Source organism: Pseudomonas sp. AM8, assembly GCF_036346475.1.
Lineage (GTDB): Bacteria > Pseudomonadota > Gammaproteobacteria > Pseudomonadales > Pseudomonadaceae > Aquipseudomonas > Aquipseudomonas marginalis.
Genome location: NZ_JAOTNX010000004.1, coordinates 332,768 through 348,739, shown reverse-complemented (window position 1 = coordinate 348,739; position 15,972 = coordinate 332,768). Strand labels below are relative to the sequence as shown.

16 protein-coding genes are annotated in these 15,972 nt (G+C 61.3%); 10 read left to right on the top strand and 6 right to left on the bottom strand.

Annotated elements, in window-relative coordinates; all coding sequences use genetic code 11:
• Nucleotides 1–41 precede the first annotated feature (41 nt).
• The 5 genes from V3W40_RS13335 (at nt 42) to V3W40_RS13315 (ending at nt 5,392) form a co-directional block, all read left to right on the top strand.
• Entirely contained in the window at nt 42–1,136 is a 1,095-nt protein-coding gene (locus V3W40_RS13335) for a polyamine ABC transporter substrate-binding protein (protein ID WP_065924369.1), read from the top strand.
• A 154-nt stretch (nt 1,137–1,290) separates the two neighbouring features.
• A complete protein-coding gene (locus V3W40_RS13330) occupies nt 1,291–2,385 on the top strand; it encodes a polyamine ABC transporter substrate-binding protein (protein ID WP_027608404.1) in 1,095 nt (364 codons plus the stop codon).
• A gap of 66 nt (nt 2,386–2,451) precedes the next feature.
• Nucleotides 2,452–3,594, top strand: coding sequence for an ABC transporter ATP-binding protein (locus V3W40_RS13325; RefSeq protein WP_027608405.1), 1,143 nt, complete (start codon nt 2,452–2,454; stop codon nt 3,592–3,594).
• Nucleotides 3,591–4,511, top strand: a complete 921-nt coding sequence (locus V3W40_RS13320) for an ABC transporter permease subunit (RefSeq protein ID WP_027608406.1) — start codon at nt 3,591–3,593, stop codon at nt 4,509–4,511. Before V3W40_RS13325 ends, V3W40_RS13320 begins: the two co-directional genes overlap by 4 nt.
• A complete protein-coding gene (locus V3W40_RS13315) occupies nt 4,508–5,392 on the top strand; it encodes an ABC transporter permease subunit (protein ID WP_015886412.1) in 885 nt (294 codons plus the stop codon). Before V3W40_RS13320 ends, V3W40_RS13315 begins: the two co-directional genes overlap by 4 nt.
• A gap of 111 nt (nt 5,393–5,503) precedes the next feature.
• Here V3W40_RS13315 and V3W40_RS13310 read toward each other — a convergent pair whose 3' ends face one another.
• Nucleotides 5,504–6,145, bottom strand: coding sequence for an HD domain-containing protein (locus V3W40_RS13310; protein WP_330215139.1), 642 nt, complete (start codon nt 6,143–6,145; stop codon nt 5,504–5,506).
• Between the two features lie 292 nt (nt 6,146–6,437).
• On the opposite strand from V3W40_RS13310, the gene V3W40_RS13305 reads away from it, so the two are divergent.
• Nucleotides 6,438–7,403, top strand: coding sequence for a GlxA family transcriptional regulator (locus V3W40_RS13305; protein WP_330215138.1), 966 nt, complete (start codon nt 6,438–6,440; stop codon nt 7,401–7,403).
• Between the two features lie 34 nt (nt 7,404–7,437).
• Here V3W40_RS13305 and V3W40_RS13300 read toward each other — a convergent pair whose 3' ends face one another.
• Nucleotides 7,438–9,792, bottom strand: coding sequence for a penicillin acylase family protein (locus tag V3W40_RS13300; RefSeq protein WP_330215137.1), 2,355 nt, complete (start codon nt 9,790–9,792; stop codon nt 7,438–7,440).
• 29 nt (nt 9,793–9,821) lie between these two features.
• Entirely contained in the window at nt 9,822–10,397 is a 576-nt protein-coding gene (locus V3W40_RS13295; protein ID WP_330215136.1) for a DUF6436 domain-containing protein, read from the bottom strand.
• A 99-nt stretch (nt 10,398–10,496) separates the two neighbouring features.
• Here V3W40_RS13295 and V3W40_RS13290 point away from each other — a divergent pair, with 99 nt between their 5' ends.
• Nucleotides 10,497–11,438, top strand: a complete 942-nt coding sequence (locus tag V3W40_RS13290) for an alpha/beta hydrolase (protein ID WP_330215135.1) — start codon at nt 10,497–10,499, stop codon at nt 11,436–11,438.
• Between the two features lie 104 nt (nt 11,439–11,542).
• On the opposite strand, the gene V3W40_RS13285 is transcribed toward V3W40_RS13290, so the two are convergent.
• On the bottom strand, nt 11,543–12,295 hold the full coding sequence (locus V3W40_RS13285) for a DUF2059 domain-containing protein (RefSeq protein WP_065938073.1): 753 nt from the start codon (nt 12,293–12,295) through the stop codon (nt 11,543–11,545).
• Between the two features lie 131 nt (nt 12,296–12,426).
• On the opposite strand from V3W40_RS13285, the gene V3W40_RS13280 reads away from it, so the two are divergent.
• The gene (locus tag V3W40_RS13280) at nt 12,427–13,059 is read left to right on the top strand and encodes a 2OG-Fe(II) oxygenase (RefSeq protein WP_065924356.1); all 633 of its coding nucleotides are present in this window, start codon (nt 12,427–12,429) and stop codon (nt 13,057–13,059) included.
• A 2-nt stretch (nt 13,060–13,061) separates the two neighbouring features.
• Nucleotides 13,062–13,544 (top strand): DUF523 domain-containing protein, encoded by a 483-nt coding sequence (locus V3W40_RS13275; RefSeq protein ID WP_027608414.1) that lies wholly within the window; start codon nt 13,062–13,064, stop codon nt 13,542–13,544.
• On the opposite strand, the gene V3W40_RS13270 is transcribed toward V3W40_RS13275, so the two are convergent.
• Nucleotides 13,495–14,019 (bottom strand): transporter substrate-binding domain-containing protein, encoded by a 525-nt coding sequence (locus V3W40_RS13270; protein WP_051429424.1) that lies wholly within the window; start codon nt 14,017–14,019, stop codon nt 13,495–13,497. The genes V3W40_RS13275 and V3W40_RS13270 overlap by 50 nt on opposite strands.
• Before the next feature lie 134 nt (nt 14,020–14,153).
• On the opposite strand from V3W40_RS13270, the gene V3W40_RS13265 reads away from it, so the two are divergent.
• Nucleotides 14,154–14,594 (top strand): DUF4399 domain-containing protein, encoded by a 441-nt coding sequence (locus tag V3W40_RS13265; RefSeq protein ID WP_330215134.1) that lies wholly within the window; start codon nt 14,154–14,156, stop codon nt 14,592–14,594.
• Between the two features lie 67 nt (nt 14,595–14,661).
• On the opposite strand, the gene serA is transcribed toward V3W40_RS13265, so the two are convergent.
• Entirely contained in the window at nt 14,662–15,891 is a 1,230-nt protein-coding gene (gene serA, locus V3W40_RS13260; RefSeq protein WP_027608416.1) for a phosphoglycerate dehydrogenase, read from the bottom strand.
• Between the last annotated feature and the right edge of the window lie 81 nt (nt 15,892–15,972).

Sequence of the window (15,972 nt, the reverse complement as noted above, 5' to 3'; positions counted from 1 at the left end):
AAAAGAAAAAATTGGAGCATCACCAAATGAAGGCATTAGGTTTGAAGAACGCTGGCAAGACCCTCCTCGCCTTGTCCCTGATGGGCGCAATGGCGGGCGCGGTCCAGGCCGACGATAAAGTGCTGCACGTCTACAACTGGTCCGACTACATTGCACCGGACACCATCGCCAACTTTGAAAAAGAGTCGGGCATTAAAGTGGTGTACGACGTTTTTGACAGCAACGAGACACTCGAAGCCAAGTTGCTGGCAGGCAAGTCCGGCTACGACATCGTCGTACCGTCGAACAACTTCCTCGCCAAGCAGATCAAGGCCGGTGTCTACCAGGAGCTGGACAAGTCCAAGCTGTCCAACTATGGCAACCTGAACACCTCCCTGCTTAAAGCCGTGTCGGTCAGCGACCCGGACAACAAGCACGCTTTCCCGTACATGTGGGGTTCGATCGGCATCGGCTACAACCCGGACAAGGTCAAGGCCGCGCTGGGCGTGGACAAGATCGATTCGTGGGACGTGCTGCTCAAGCCTGAAAACATCGCCAAGCTCAAAAGCTGCGGCGTGAGCTTCCTCGACTCGCCGACCGAAATGCTGCCGATCGCGCTGCATTACCTGGGCCTGCCAACCGACAGCCAGAAGAAGGCCGACCTCAAGCAAGCCGAAGACCTGTTCCTGAAAATCCGTCCTTCGATTGGCTACTTCCACTCGTCCAAGTACATCTCCGACCTGGCCAACGGCAACATCTGCGTAGCCGTGGGTTACTCGGGTGACATCCAGCAGGCCAAGTCCCGCGCGGCTGAAGCCGGTGGCAAGGTCAAGGTGGCCTACGACATTCCGAAAGAAGGTGCCGGTAGCTTCTTCGACATGGTCGCCATCCCTAAAGATGCCGAAAACGTCGACGCCGCCTATAAGTTCATGAACTACCTGCTCAAGCCGGAAGTCATGGCTTCGATCACCAACAGCGTGCGTTTCCCGAACGGTAACGAGAAGGCCACCGCACTGGTCGACAAAGACATCACCAATGACCCGGGCATCTACCCGCCAGCGGATGTGCAAGCCAAGCTCTACGCCATTGCGGACTTGCCGGCTGCCACCCAGCGTGAAATGACACGCAGCTGGACCAAGATCAAATCCGGTAAATAAACCGGCCTTCATTAACCACCGCGCGCCCCGCGGTGGTTAATGAAACAAATAAATGACAGAAAGTTTTGCCGGATCGGTTTATCGAGGGTAAGTTGCGCGCCGGTTTTGTTGCCGGGCAACAACTTTGGGCCCAACTATTTAAGAGGACCTCCACTTGCCAATTTCTTTGTTTCGCCAAGCCTTGCTGGTAGGTGCAGGTCTCACGCTGGCTGTCAGCGTGCAGGCCGCACCGACCGTGCATATTTATAACTGGTCGGATTACATCGGTCCCGACACCCTGGCCAACTTCGAAAAGGCCACCGGCATCAAACCCGTGTATGACGTGTTTGATTCCAACGAAACCCTGGAAGGCAAGTTACTGGCCGGGCGTACCGGCTATGACGTGGTAGTGCCGTCCAACCACTTCCTTGGCAAGCAGATCAAGGCCGGGGCGTTCCAGAAACTCGATAAGTCGCTGCTGACTCATTACGCAAACCTGGACCCTGTGCTGCTCAAGCGCCTGGAGAAGAACGACCCGGGTAACCAGTACGCCGTGCCGTACCTGTGGGGTACCAACGGCATCGGTTACAACGTCGACAAAGTGAAGGAAGTGCTGGGTGTCGACAAGATCGACTCCTGGGCCGTGCTGTTCGAACCGGAAAACATGAAGAAGCTGGCCACCTGTGGTGTGTCGTTCATGGACTCGGCGGATGAAATGCTGCCGGCGGTGCTCAACTACATGGGCCTGGACCCTAACAGCACCAACCCTGAAGACTACAAGAAGGCCGAGGAAAAGCTGCTCAAAGTGCGGCCCTACGTGACCTATTTCCATTCTTCCAAATACATCTCGGACCTGGCCAACGGCAACATCTGCGTGGCCGCCGGGTTCTCCGGCGACGTGTTCCAGGCCAAGGCTCGCGCAAGCGAAGCGGGCAAAGGCGTGAACATCGCCTACGCAATTCCGAAGGAAGGCGGCAACCTGTGGTTTGACGTGCTGGCGATTCCCAAGGACGCCACCAACATCAAGGAAGCCCACGCCTTCATCAACTATTTACTGCAATCTGAGGTGATCGCCCAGGTCAGTGACACCGTCGGTTACGCCAACCCTAACCCAGGGGCGGACAAACTGATGGAGCAATCGATACGCACCGACGAAGCGGTTTACCCACCGCAGGCGGTTCTCGACCGGACATTCGTCAACTTCGAGCTACCCCCGAAAGTGCAACGTTTAATGACCCGTAGTTGGACCAAGGTCAAGACGGGCAAGTAAGGCTCAAACTATCCAAGGTTCGCCCGCCTCGGGCGAACTGCACTCTTTTTTTTGGGAGTTTCGTAAATGGCAGTTGCCTCCGGCGCCTATAAGAAAGCCCTCGAGGGCGACCAGACACCGAAAAAGGTGCTGGTCAAAATCGACCGGGTCACGAAGAAGTTCGACGAGACGATTGCCGTGGACGATGTGTCCCTGGAAATCAAGAAAGGCGAGATCTTCGCCTTGCTCGGCGGTTCGGGTTCGGGCAAGTCCACCCTGCTGCGCATGCTCGCAGGCTTCGAGCGCCCGACAGAAGGTCGGATTTACCTCGACGGCGTGGACATCACCGATATGCCGCCCTACGAGCGGCCGATCAACATGATGTTCCAGTCCTACGCCTTGTTCCCACACATGACCGTGGCGCAGAACATTGCGTTCGGCCTGCAACAGGACAAGATCCCCAAGGCCGAAGTCGATGCCCGCGTGGCCGAAATGCTCAAGCTGGTCCAGATGAGCCAGTACGCCAAGCGCAAGCCGCACCAGTTGTCCGGTGGCCAGCGTCAGCGGGTGGCGCTGGCCCGCTCCCTGGCCAAGCGCCCGAAACTGCTGCTGCTCGATGAGCCCATGGGCGCCCTCGACAAGAAGCTGCGTTCGCAGATGCAACTGGAACTGGTGGAGATCATCGAGCGCGTCGGCGTGACCTGCGTGATGGTGACGCACGACCAGGAAGAGGCCATGACCATGGCCGAGCGCATCGCGATCATGCACCTGGGCTGGATCGCCCAGATCGGCAGCCCGATCGACATCTACGAGACGCCGACCAGCCGCCTGGTGTGCGAATTCATCGGTAACGTCAACATCTTCGACACCCAGGTGGTGGATGACGCCGAAGGTCACGCGGTGCTCAAGTGCCCGGACCTGGACCGTGACATCTACGTGGGCTACGGCATCGCCACCTCGGTGGAAGACAAGTCGGTGACCTACGCCATCCGCCCGGAAAAACTGCTGGTCACCACCGAAATGCCGACCTGCGAACACAACTGGTCCAGCGGCAAGGTGCACGACATCGCCTACCTGGGCGGCCACTCGGTGTTCTACGTCGAGCTGCCAAGCGGCAAGCTGGTGCAGTCCTTCGTGGCCAACGCCGAACGCCGTGGCCAGCGCCCAACCTGGGGTGACCAGGTGTACGTGTGGTGGGAAGACGACAGTGGCGTGGTACTGCGCACATGAACATGAAGAAGCTCAAGCGGCGCTTGCACCGCATCGTCCCCAGCGGCAAGCAGGTGGTCATCGGGATTCCGTTCCTGTGGCTGTTCCTGTTTTTCGCCCTGCCGTTTTTCATCGTCCTGAAAATCAGCTTCGCCGAAGCCGACGTGGCGATCCCGCCGTACACCGAGATCTACACCTACGTCGAGCAGAAGCTGCAGGTGGTGCTGAACCTGGCCAACTACAGTTTGCTGGCAGGTGATGAGCTGTACATCGCGGCTTACCTGGGCTCGCTGAAGATGGCGTTCTTCAGCACACTGTTGTGCCTGCTGATCGGCTATCCGATGGCCTATGCCATTGCCACCGCGCGCAAAGAGATGCAGACCGTGCTGGTGCTGCTGATCATGATGCCGACCTGGACCGCGATCCTGATCCGCGTGTATGCGTGGATGGGCATCCTCAGCAACAACGGCCTGCTCAATGGCTTCCTGATGTCCATGGGGCTGATCAACGAACCGCTGCAGATCCTCAACACCAACATCGCGGTGTATATCGGCGTGGTCTATTCGTACCTGCCGTTCATGATCCTGCCGCTGTACGCCAACCTGGTGAAGCATGACCAGAGCCTGCTGGAAGCCGCATCGGACCTGGGTTCGAGCACCTTCAACAGCTTCTGGAAAATCACCGTGCCGCTGTCCAAGAACGGCATCATCGCCGGCTGCATGCTGGTGTTTATCCCGGTGGTGGGCGAGTTCGTGATCCCGGAACTGCTCGGCGGCCCGGAAACCCTGATGATCGGTAAAGTGTTGTGGCAAGAATTCTTCAACAACCGTGACTGGCCGGTGGCGTCTGCCCTGGCGGTGGTGATGCTGGCGATCCTGATCGTGCCCATCATTCTGTTTAACCGCAGCCAAGCCAAAGAGATGGAGGGCAAGATATGAAGCGCGTCAGTTTCTCAAGCTTCATGCTGGTGGCGGGGTTGTTGTTCATCTACCTGCCGATGCTGATCCTGGTGATCTACTCGTTCAACGAATCCAAGCTGGTGACGGTGTGGGGCGGTTGGTCGATCAAGTGGTACGTGGGCCTGCTGGACAACACCCAGTTGATGGGCTCGGTGGCACGTTCCCTGGAAATCGCCTGCTACACGGCGGTGGCCGCCGTGGCGCTGGGTACGTTGGCGGCGTTTGTGCTGACGCGCATCAGCCAGTTCAAGGGCCGCACGCTTTTCGGCGGCCTGGTGACCGCGCCGTTGGTGATGCCGGAAGTGATCACCGGTCTGTCGCTGCTGCTGCTGTTCGTGGCCATGGCGCAGATGATCGGCTGGCCCCAGGAGCGTGGCATCGTCACCATCTGGATCGCCCACACCACGTTCTGTGCCGCTTATGTGGCGGTGGTGGTATCGGCGCGCCTGCGTGAGCTGGACCTGTCGATCGAAGAAGCGGCGATGGACCTGGGTGCACGGCCGTGGAAGGTGTTCTTCCTGATCACCATCCCGATGATCGCGCCGTCGCTGGCGGCGGGCGGCATGATGTCGTTCGCACTGTCCCTGGATGACCTGGTACTGGCCAGCTTCGTCTCGGGACCGGGTTCGACCACCTTACCGATGGAAGTGTTCTCGGCGGTACGCCTGGGGGTTAAACCCGAGATCAACGCCGTGGCGAGCCTGATTCTGCTGGCAGTGTCGCTGGTGACCTTCCTGGTGTGGTTCTTCAGCCGGCGTGCCGAAGAGATGCGCAAGAAGGCCATCCAGCAGGCGATTGAAGAAGCCGCCGCCGATGGCTGGCAGCAGCCGGACAAGCGTCGGGCTCCAGCGCCGGTCTAAATGTGGGAGGGGGCTTGCTCCCGATGGCGGTGGGTCAGTCAATAGATGCAGTGACTGACACTCAGCTATCGGGGGCAAGCCCTTCCCACATTTGATCGCATTTCAACTCCGCTACGCCAACCACGGCGACTTGCGAATCACCTCGACAAAATTCATTGGCTTGAACCCCGGTTCCTGATCCACCAGCACATCGGCCTTCACGTTGCCGAACGTGGTCTGCGGGCGATGGCGCAAGCCGTCGGCAAACGCGCAGATGATGCACTCCTTGAACCCTTCACCGCGTGGATGCGCATGCACCACGGCTTCGCGCTGCACGCTGCTGAACGCGGCGTAGTCCATGCCCAGCACGTCCATTTCCACACCGGCGGTCACCAGTGCCACGGTCGGGCGCAGGTGTTGCGGCACCCCCGGCGTGGTGTGCAGGGCGATGGACAGCCACACCTGTTCGATATCGTCGTCGCTCAGCCCGTAAGGCTTGAGGAAGGCTGCGGCGGCATTGGCGCCGTCCACTTCGAAGCGCTGGTCATCACTGCGATGGCCTGCCACCAGGCCCAGGTCATGGAACATGGCGCCGACGTAGAGCAACTCCGGGTTGTAGGCCAGTTGCTTGCGCTCACCGCTCAATGCGCCGAACAGGAACACCCGGCGGGAGTGGTGGTAGAGCAGGTCGGATTCGATGTCGCGGATGTAGTCGGTGGTGGCTTTGGCCAGGGCGCTGTCCGGGATCTTGATACCGGCGATGGTGGTGGTCATGGTGGTTCTCCTCTGGAAAGCAGTCAGTTTGGTCGCTGGTCGGTGCAGCGAACATCGCGGTGAGGGCGCGATCCCGGCCAATGTGCCGACACATCGTGCCAAGCAGAAATCGACTAGGGTGTAGCGGGCGATATCACTCTGGAAGCCTGCGAAAATCCCAGTGTGGGAGGGGGCTTGCTCCCGATTGCTGAGTACCAGGCACTGCATCTGCTGACTGATACAGCGCCATCGGGAGCAAACCCCCTCCCACAGGGTTTGCATTTTATTCCGCTAGAAAAAGGTGTCTGTGAGCATGCACAAGACCGTCGCGATCCTGATCTTCCCCGGCGTCCAGTCACTGGATGTGACCGGTCCCATGGACGTGTTCTACGAGGCCAACCGCTTTCTGGTGCCCGAAGATCATTACCAGTTGGAAGTGATAGGTTTAGGCCACGGCACGATGGCGGCTTCCAATGGCCTGTCACTCCAGGCCCATAATCATTACAGCGAAGCCCTGCAGGCCTATGACCTGCTGCTGGTCGCGGGCGGCCCGCAGTTACCCTTCGAGGACTTCGGCGCTCCGTTCGATGATTGGCTGCGTGGCGCCACCGCCCGGGCGCGACGGTTTGGCTCAATCTGCAACGGGGCCTTCATGCTGGCGCGCGCCGGATTGCTGGACGGAAAAACCGTCACCACCCATTGGAACGACGCCGCCGACCTGGCGCGTCTGTGCCCCTCGGCCCAGATCGAAGCCGACCGCCTCTACGTACAGGATGGCAATCTCTACACCTCGGCGGGCGTCACGGCAGGCATCGACCTGTCGCTGTACCTGCTGGCCCAGGACCACGGCCCGGAAGTGGCGTTGAGCGTGGCCAAGCGCCTGGTGGTGTTCACCCAGCGCTCGGGTGGGCAGTCGCAGTTCAGCCCGTTCCTCACGCCCCACGCCGAAACCAACTCGGCGGTGACGCTGGTGCAGTTATACGTATTGGCGAACCTGACGGGCGACCTGACCATCGCCGACCTGGCCAAGGCCGCCAACATGAGCGCGCGCAACTTCTCCCGGGTGTTTGCCCGTGAGGCGCGGATTACGCCAGCGGAGTTTGTCGAACGGGCGCGGGTGGATGCGGCGCGGGTGATGCTCGAAAGCACACATGCGCCGCTGAAAACCGTGGCCTATCAATGCGGGTTTCGCGATGCCCAGCACATGCGCAGCGTGTTCAACCGCCGGCTGGGCGTGACGCCGCAACAGTTCCGGCTCAATTTTGCGGCACCGGTCTAAGCCCCCTTCCACAGGTTGACCGATTTCCAAGGGGTTATCGCGCCGGCAGCAGCTTCAGCGTGCCGCGGGTATTGGCCGTGACTTCCTCATCGGTGAAATGCGCCTGCTCGTAACCCCCTTCGATATAGGTCTCGGCCTGGTCGCCATAGTGCTTGTCGAACGGCACGCCGCTTTGCCCCACCGGATTGATGGTGAGGGCGTGGGCCACGTCGGCAAAGTCGATCAGGCGCCGGGTGGACGGGCCGTAGGTCACCGGCCAGGGCGCGGGGCCGATGACGGCCGACTGGTTGTTCGGCACTTCATGGGTGCCGGGGGCCGGGAACGGGCCGACGTTGACGATCAGGTCCAAGGGTTTCTGCGAGCCCAGCGGATGGCCGTGGGTCAGGGTATGGGCCTTGCCCCACTGCCATTGCGTCGGGTCATCGCCGAAGGTGGTCTTGAGGTGCGCGAGGCTGTTGTCCCAGGCCCGCTTGACGGTGTCGGCGCGCTTGCCGTCCCACCAGGGCGAGGCCGGGTCGGCAGCCAGGCGGGGCAGGGCGGCGTCGATCACGCGGGTGGTGAGTAGGGTCTTGAACATCCCGTCACCCAGCTTCGGGTGGAAGGCCGCGTCGGCGAGGTTGAACAGGAACTGGTTGAACAGCGTGGCGCTGGTGGAATCCAGCGGGTAGTCACCCTTCCAGCCGGCAAGCTGTTCCACCAGCTTCAACTGTGCCGGGTCTGTGACCACCTCGCGCAGCACCGGCAACAGCGGCGCCAGCAGGCGCGGGCCGAAGGCGGTGGTGGTGCCCAGTTGCAGGGCCTGGCTGTTGGTCACATCCCACTTCACGCTCTTGTCGCTCAACTGCGCGTTCAACTGCTGGCCCCGGTCGGCGAGGTTGTAATAGCCGGGGATTTCCATGCCGGTGGGCGACGCCGGCTGGGCATTGGCCGAGACCACATAGCCACGCGCCGGGTTTTCTTCCTGGGGGTTGGCGCTGAAGGGGTAGAAGCCCAGCTTGTCGGCTTCGGCGGTGCTGCCGTCGAGGATAAACCCTGGGTTGGCACCTGCCGGGCGAATCGGCAACTGTGCCGCCGCCCACCAGCCGATATCGCCCCTGGCATTGGCCCACACGATATTCAGCCCCGGTGCCGACACTTTGGACGCCGCCGTACGGGCCTTGGCCAACGTGTCGGCGCGGTTGAGCTGGTAGAAACCTTCGAGGATCGGGTTCTGGGTGTCGAGGAACGCCCACCACATGGCAATTGGCGTCTTGCCGCCGTTGTCGCCGAGCACGTCATTGACGATCGGGCCGTGGGGTGACTGGCGCAGGGTGAGGCTGACCGGTGCCTGGCCTTTTACGGCGATCTGTTGCTCGCTGCGGGTCATGTCGACCCACTGGCCGTGGTACCAGACCTGGTTGGCGTTGTCCGGGTTGACCTTTTCGGCGATCAGGTCGAGGTCGTCGTTCTGGAACATGGTCAGGCTCCAGCCGAAATCCAGGTTGTGCCCCAGGAACGCCACGGGTACCAGCGCGTTGTGATAGCCATACAGCTCGAAGCCCGGCGCCGACAGCTGCGCCTCGTACCACACCGACGGCACCGAGAAGCGAATATGCGGGTCACCCGCCAGCAGCGGTTTGCCGCTCTTGGTGCGACTGCCACTGATGGCCCAGGCGTTGCTGCCCTCGAATTGCGGCAAGCCGTTGTCGGCCAACGCCTGCTCGCTCAGGGCGGCGAGGGCGCCGAGGGTTTTCCAGTCACTGTCGGCCAGGTTGAGGGCGCCCTTGGGTTGCCAGTCGAGGTCGAAGACGTTCAGGTAGTCGCTGCCCAGTTGGTCGCGGACGTAAGTCAGCAAGGGCTCGGTACGAAACGCAGCGGCAAAGCTGTAGGCCATGTACCCGGCGACGCTGATGGTGTCCTCGGCGGTAAACGCGCGCCTGGGGATGCCCAGTACGTCGAACTCCATCGGGCGGGCGTGGCTGTCCTGATACTGGTTGATCCCGTCCAGATAGGCTTGCAGGGCCTTCCAGTGCGCCGACTCATGGTCCTGCTGGGCCACGTAGGTGGCGGCGCGGTCACGAATGCGCAGGCTGCGGAACAACTTGTCGGTCTCCAGCAGCTTCGGTCCGAGCACCTCGGCCAGTTCGCCACGGGCCAGGCGGCGCATGATCTCCATCTGGAACAGGCGGTCCTGGGCATGCACGTAGCCCAGGGCGCGATACAGGTCGGTCTCGTTCTCGGCGCGAATATGCGGCACGCCACGGTCGTCGTAGCGCACGGTGACCGAGCCTTGCAGGTTGGCCAGTTCAACCGTGCCCTGGCGGGTGGGTTGCTTGCTGTAGACGTACCAGCCCGCACCGAGGGCGATCAGCACCAGCAGAACCGCGAGAACCCGCAAGACGCGCTTCATGGACATTCCTTACCGAGAGTGGGGACGAGCTACAGATCTTTCGACCACGAACAATAGCAGCCCACCGCCAGGGTGTGCGTGGCATTCACCGCTCGGCCGGCTTCAAGGGCTTTCAGGATCGGCTCGATAAAACTGTTATTGGAATTGCACGTCAGCCCTTCGCTGTAGGGCCCGAAATATGCGAGCTTGCCGGTGCGGTCCCAGATGCCCACGGCCGGGCTGGCCGGCACCTGGTCGGCGCCGGGCAGGGCGGTGAGGGTTTTCATCTTGCGCAGGTTATCGGGCAACTGGCCGTGGCTGCCGGCTTTTTGCAGGGCATAGAACTCGACGCCCTGGGGCGCGTATTGCTCGATCAACTCGCCCAGGTGCTGCTGGTTGCCGACATTGCACGGGCACGCCGGATCCCAGAAATGCACCAGGCGGATCGGCCCGGGGCCGCTGAGTTCGGCGGGCAGGCGCAGAGGGTCGCCGGAGAATACCGCCGTGTGTTCGCTGAAGGCGCGCAGGTAGCGGCCCTGGAACCAGTCATACGCCGCCCACAGCACACCGGCGCAGATGATCAGGATCAGGCTGGCGAACAGGGCGTTACGGTAAGGCTGTCGCATTCGGATCTATCCTCGCAGGTCGCGTAGCTTGCCATGCTTGTCCTGACAGATGAATATCGCAGCTCGATATTCATCTTCGCCGCAAGTCTGGAAGCCTTTATGCCTGTGACCTTTGACCCTGATCACCTTCGCGAAAGCCTGCGGCCCCTGGTGGATGCGCAACCGCTTTCAGCCGAAGCGCGGGTCTACCAGCGTTTCTACGGACTGGACCTGAGTGCACGCAACGTGCCGACAGTGAGTCGGCTGGGGCGTTTCGAGGTGGCTGGGTTCGAGGTGGTCGCCCAGGTGTGGTGGCCGCCCGTGCCGGTGGCGACGATGTTTATGTTCCACGGCTTCTACGACCATATGGGCCTGTATCGCCACGTGGTGGACTGGGCCCTGGACCAGGGCTTTGTGGTAATCGCCTGCGATTTGCCCGGCCATGGCTTGTCCAGCGGCGCGCGCGCCAGCATCGATGATTTTGCCGTGTACCAGGAAGTGGTGCAGGCGCTGTTCGTCCAGGCCCAAGCGCTGCAATTGCCGCAGCCCTGGCACTTGTTCGGGCAAAGCACCGGCGGCGCGGTGGTGGTGGATCACTTGCTCAACCGGGGGGCCGACAGCCCCGCCCAGGGCAAGACCTTCCTGCTCTCACCGCTGGTGCGGCCGCGTGCGTGGGGATGGTCACAGGTCAGCTATTACCTGCTGCGCCCGTTCGTCAAAGGCATCGCCCGGCGTTTCAGCGAGAACACTCACGACCCGGCGTTCAAGCCGTTCCTGGAAGCCGACCCGCTGCAACCCCGCCAACTGCCCACCGCCTGGGTAGGTGCCCTGGCGCGCTGGATCAAACGCATCGAAGCCGCCCCGCGCAGCCCTCGGCGGCCGGTGATTGTGCAGGGTGAGGAAGACATGACGGTGGATTGGCAGCACAACTTGCAGGTGCTGCGGGGCAAGTTCGACCAGCCCGAGTTGTTGATGCTGCCGCGCGGCCGGCATCACCTGGCGAATGAGATTCCGCAGATTCGCAAAGAGTACTTCCGGTATTTGACAGACCATTTGAAATAACACAATCCAAATGTGGGAGGGGGCTTGCCCCCGATAGCGGTGCATCAGTCAGCTTATCTGTAGCTGACCCACTGCCATCGGGGGCAAGCCCCCTCCCACATGTTCTACTGCGCCAGGCTTGAGGTGCTCTGGCCGACTGCCAGACCTGCGCGAATCGCCGCCAGCGCCGCCTGGTAATACGCCTTACCTTCCGGTGACTCCGCAAACGTCGCGAACTCCTCCAGCTCCGGGTCGGACAAATCCCGATAGACGTAGAGCAGAGTGTTGTTCAGGTCATTGCCAATCTGTTGCATCAGCCGCTCACGCTGGCCATTCAGCATGCCTTGGGCCTGGCCGCCACCCAGCAGGCCGGGGATCATCTGGCTCAAGCTGTCGGCGGCCACGCCGGCGATCGCCAGGCTCACTTCCGCCCCGGCTTCGCGGGCGGGCAAGGCCTGGGCCAGGTGGCCGATGATCAGGCTGCGAGTGGCGTCAGCCTCGATGTGCGGCAGGCCTTGGGCGTTTTTTGCCAACTGGTCGCGGCGCGTGGCCAGCAACTCGGCCGCAACGACCTTGCGGCCCAGGGGCGATTGGAAAAACGCCAGGGCCGGCGCAGGGTCCGCCAGGTGCTTGCGTAACTGGGCTTCGGCGCGCTGGTCCATGGCCTGGGCGGCAAAGCGCTTGTTGCTGTTGTCCACCAGCGCCTGGTACACCGCCGGCGGCAGGCTGTTACGGTAGCGTTGCTGGGCAGCACTGAGGGCGTCATTGAAATGCGCACGTTGTTCGGCCCAGCCGGCGACCTTGTACAACTGGTCATGGCCGTCTGCCCAGGCGGGCAAAACGCAGAACATCAGCAAGGAAAAAAACAAACGACGCATATGGACTCCTGTCAGTCGGCCACTATTGTCCGTGTCGGGCGTAGGATTTGTCGAGAAGTCCTATCAGTCAGCTGACTAAAGTGTATTCAGACGCTCGGCGGCTCTGTCGGATTCACAGGCGTATGGATACTATGCGCGCCATGCAAATACCCCTCGATCACCCCCTGCTGCAACGCATCGTCGATGACCTGGCCGAAAAAGGCTGGTCGCAGCAGAACGGCTTCCTGCCCCAGGCTCTGACCCTGGAACTGGCGGCTGAGTGCCGTAAACGTGCGGCCGAGGGTGAACTGGCCCCGGCGGCAGTGGGGCGCGGGCCGGCCCAGGAGATTCGCGAGGGTATTCGCGGCGACCATATCCAGTGGCTGGAGGAGGGCGACGCGGCGGTCTGTGACAGCTATATGGCGTTGATGGACACGCTGCGCCTGGCGATGAACCGTGGTTTGTTCCTCGGCCTTGAGGATTTCGAAAGCCACTTCGCGATGTATCCCCCCGGCGCGTTTTACCTCAGGCACCTGGACCGGTTCCGCGACGATGATCGGCGCATGGTTTCGGCGGTGATCTACTTGAACGACGCCTGGTTGCCCGAGCACGGTGGCCAGTTGCGTATGTACCTCAAGGACGGCGTCGAATACGACGTGGTGCCCAGCGGTGGATGCCTGGTGGTGTTCCTGTCGGGCGAAGTGCCCCACGAAGTCATGCCGGCTACGCGCGAGCGCCTGTCTCTCACCGGCTGGTTTCGTCGGCGCGGCAACGAGCCGTTCTAACCATGCAAAAGATTCTGATCAGCCGCTGCCTGCTTGGCCACAAGGTGCGCTACGACGGTGGGGCCAGCGGGCCGTTCGATCAACTGGCGGCGTGGCAGGCTGAAGGGCGCGTGGTTGCGATCTGCCCGGAAGTGTCGGGCGGTCTGCCGACGCCCAGGCCCTCTGCCGAGATTCCAGGTGGGCAGGGCATCGATGTGTGGGAAGGCCGCGCCCAAGTGTTGACGGCCGAGGGCGAAGACTTCAGCGCCGCCTTCCTCGACGGCGCCCGGCAAGCCTTGGCGTTGGTGCAGCGCCATCACATCCGCATCGCCATTCTCAAGGCCAATAGCCCGTCCTGCGGCAACCTGCTGACTTATGACGGCACTTTCACCGGTGTCAAGGTCAGTGGCGAAGGCGTCACGGCGGCGCTGCTCAAGCGCCATGGCGTGCAGGTGTTCAGTGAGCTGGAGTTGCCTGCGGCGGCACTGGCGTTGGCGCGCCTGTAGGGGCCTGGTCCTCGAACCACTTCTGGGACAGTGCCTTTAATCGGCCATCGTCCTTCACCCGCTTCAACGCCCCGTCCAGGCTGGTCTTGAAGGCCGGGTTGCCCTTCTGGAACGGGATCGCCAGTTCAGGCTTGTCGTGATAAGCCTCGCTGAAATCGAACTGATCCTTAAGCTCGGCAGTCATAGCGACATGGTTGATGGCCACATCGTATTTGCCGGTTGAGACCCCCGGCAGCATGTCGGCATCGTCGGTGGTGATAAACGAGGGGCGCACGTCCATTTCCTTTGCCAGCAGTTCACCCAGCTCGACTTCAAAGCCGGTGAGTTTGTCGCCTTCCTTGAAATTGTACGGTGGTGTGTTGGCTTCAAGGGCGATGCGGAGTTCGCCGCGATCGTTTACATCGTCGATCAGTTCGGCATGAGCCAGGGGGCTCAGAAGGGGCAGCAACAGTAACAGGCCAGGCGAAAAGCGCATGGTCACTCCTAAAGAATTCGAATGTGCGAGGCGCCGTTCAGCATCGCTTTGCTATGGTGGTGAGTGCCTTGGACAGCAATTTGTCGCGAAGTTGTCAGAACCCTACAGATTTCATGGAAAAACTGGAGAAGCGAATGAAAGCCCTATTGTCCCGTGCAACCATTGCCAGCCTGCTGCTGGGTGCCTCGATGTTGGCGAATGCCGCCGATGTTCCGCGTACCCCCGCGCCCAAGGGGGCTGAGGTGTTTATCGTCTCGCCCAAGGATGGCGCGACCGTCGACAAAACCTTCACCATCAAATTCGGCGTCAAGGGCCTGGACCTTGAGCCGATCGACAAGCAAGTACCAAACGCCGGCCACCATCATCTGCTGGTAGACCAGGATGTACAGTCGCTGAAGGCTGATGAGGCCATCCCAGCCACCGCCACGTCGATTCACTTCGGTAAGGCGCAGACTGAAACCGAACTGACCCTGGCTCCAGGCAAGCACACCCTGCAACTGGTCGCAGGCGACAACGTGCATCGCCAATTCGAGCCCACTGTAGCCTCGAAAGTGATCACGGTTAACGTCAAGTAAGATGTGTTCAGACAAAAAAATGGGAGGCCCCTGCGGGTCTCCCATTTTTTGTGCAGCGTGTGCAGCGTTAGAACAACACGCGGCTACGGATAGTGCCGTTGATGTGCTGCAGCTTCTCTTGCGCCAGGTCCGAGTACTCGGCGTCGACGTCGATCACCACGTAGCCGACCTTCTCGTTGGTCTGCAGGAACTGACCGGAGATGTTGATGCCGTTTTCCGCGAACACCTTGTTGATCTCCATCATCACCCCAGGGATGTTCTGGTGGATGTGCAGCAGGCGGTGCTTGCCAGGGTGAGCCGGCAGGGCCACTTCCGGGAAGTTGACGGACGAGACCGAGGTACCGTTGTCGCTGTACTTGACCAGCTTCTCCGACACTTCCAGGCCGATGTTGGCTTGGGCTTCAGCGGTGGAGCCGCCGATGTGCGGGGTCAGGATCACGTTGTCCAGGCCACGCAGCGGGCTTTCGAAGATGTCGTCGTTGGAGCGTGGCTCCACCGGGAACACGTCGATTGCGGCGCCGATCAGGTGCTTGTCCTTGATCGCGTCGGCCAGGGCGTCCAGCTCGACCACGGTGCCCCGTGCAGCGTTGATCAGGATGCCGCCTTTCTTGATGGCGCGGATTTCCTTCTCGCCGATCATCCACTGGGTCTCGGCGGTTTCCGGAACGTGCAGGGTGACGATGTCGGACATGCCCAGCAGCTCGGTCAGGCTCGACACCTGGGTGGCGTTGCCCAATGGCAGCTTGGTCAGGGTGTCGTAGAAGAACACCTGCATGCCCAGGCCTTCGGCCAGTACCGACAGTTGCGTGCCGATCGAGCCGTAACCGACGATACCCAGCTTCTTGCCCCGGATTTCGAAGGAGTTGGCCGCGCTCTTGATCCAGCCGCCACGGTGGCAGGAAGCGTTCTTCTCAGGGATACCGCGCAGCAGCAGGATGGCCTCGGCCAGCACCAGCTCCGCCACGGAACGGGTGTTGGAGTACGGGGCGTTGAACACTGCAATGCCGCGCTCGCGCGCTGCGTCGAGGTCGACCTGGTTGGTGCCGATGCAGAAACAGCCGACCGCCACGAGTTTCTTGGCGTGATCGAAGATCTCTTCGGTCAGCTGAGTACGGGAGCGAATGCCGATAAAGTGCGCGTCGGCGATCTTTTCCTTGAGCTGGGCTTCCGGCAGAGAACTGGTGATGTACTCAATGCTGGAGTACCCGGCGGCCTTCAGTACGTCGACGGCCGATGGGTGGACGCCTTCCAGAAGAAGGAACTTGATCTTGCTCTTATCGAGAGAAGTCTTGCTCATCTGCGTAAACCTGTATCCCGGAGAAAAATGGCAGGGAATCGAATAGCCGGATGTGCCCTGATTCACCAATACTGTTCCCGT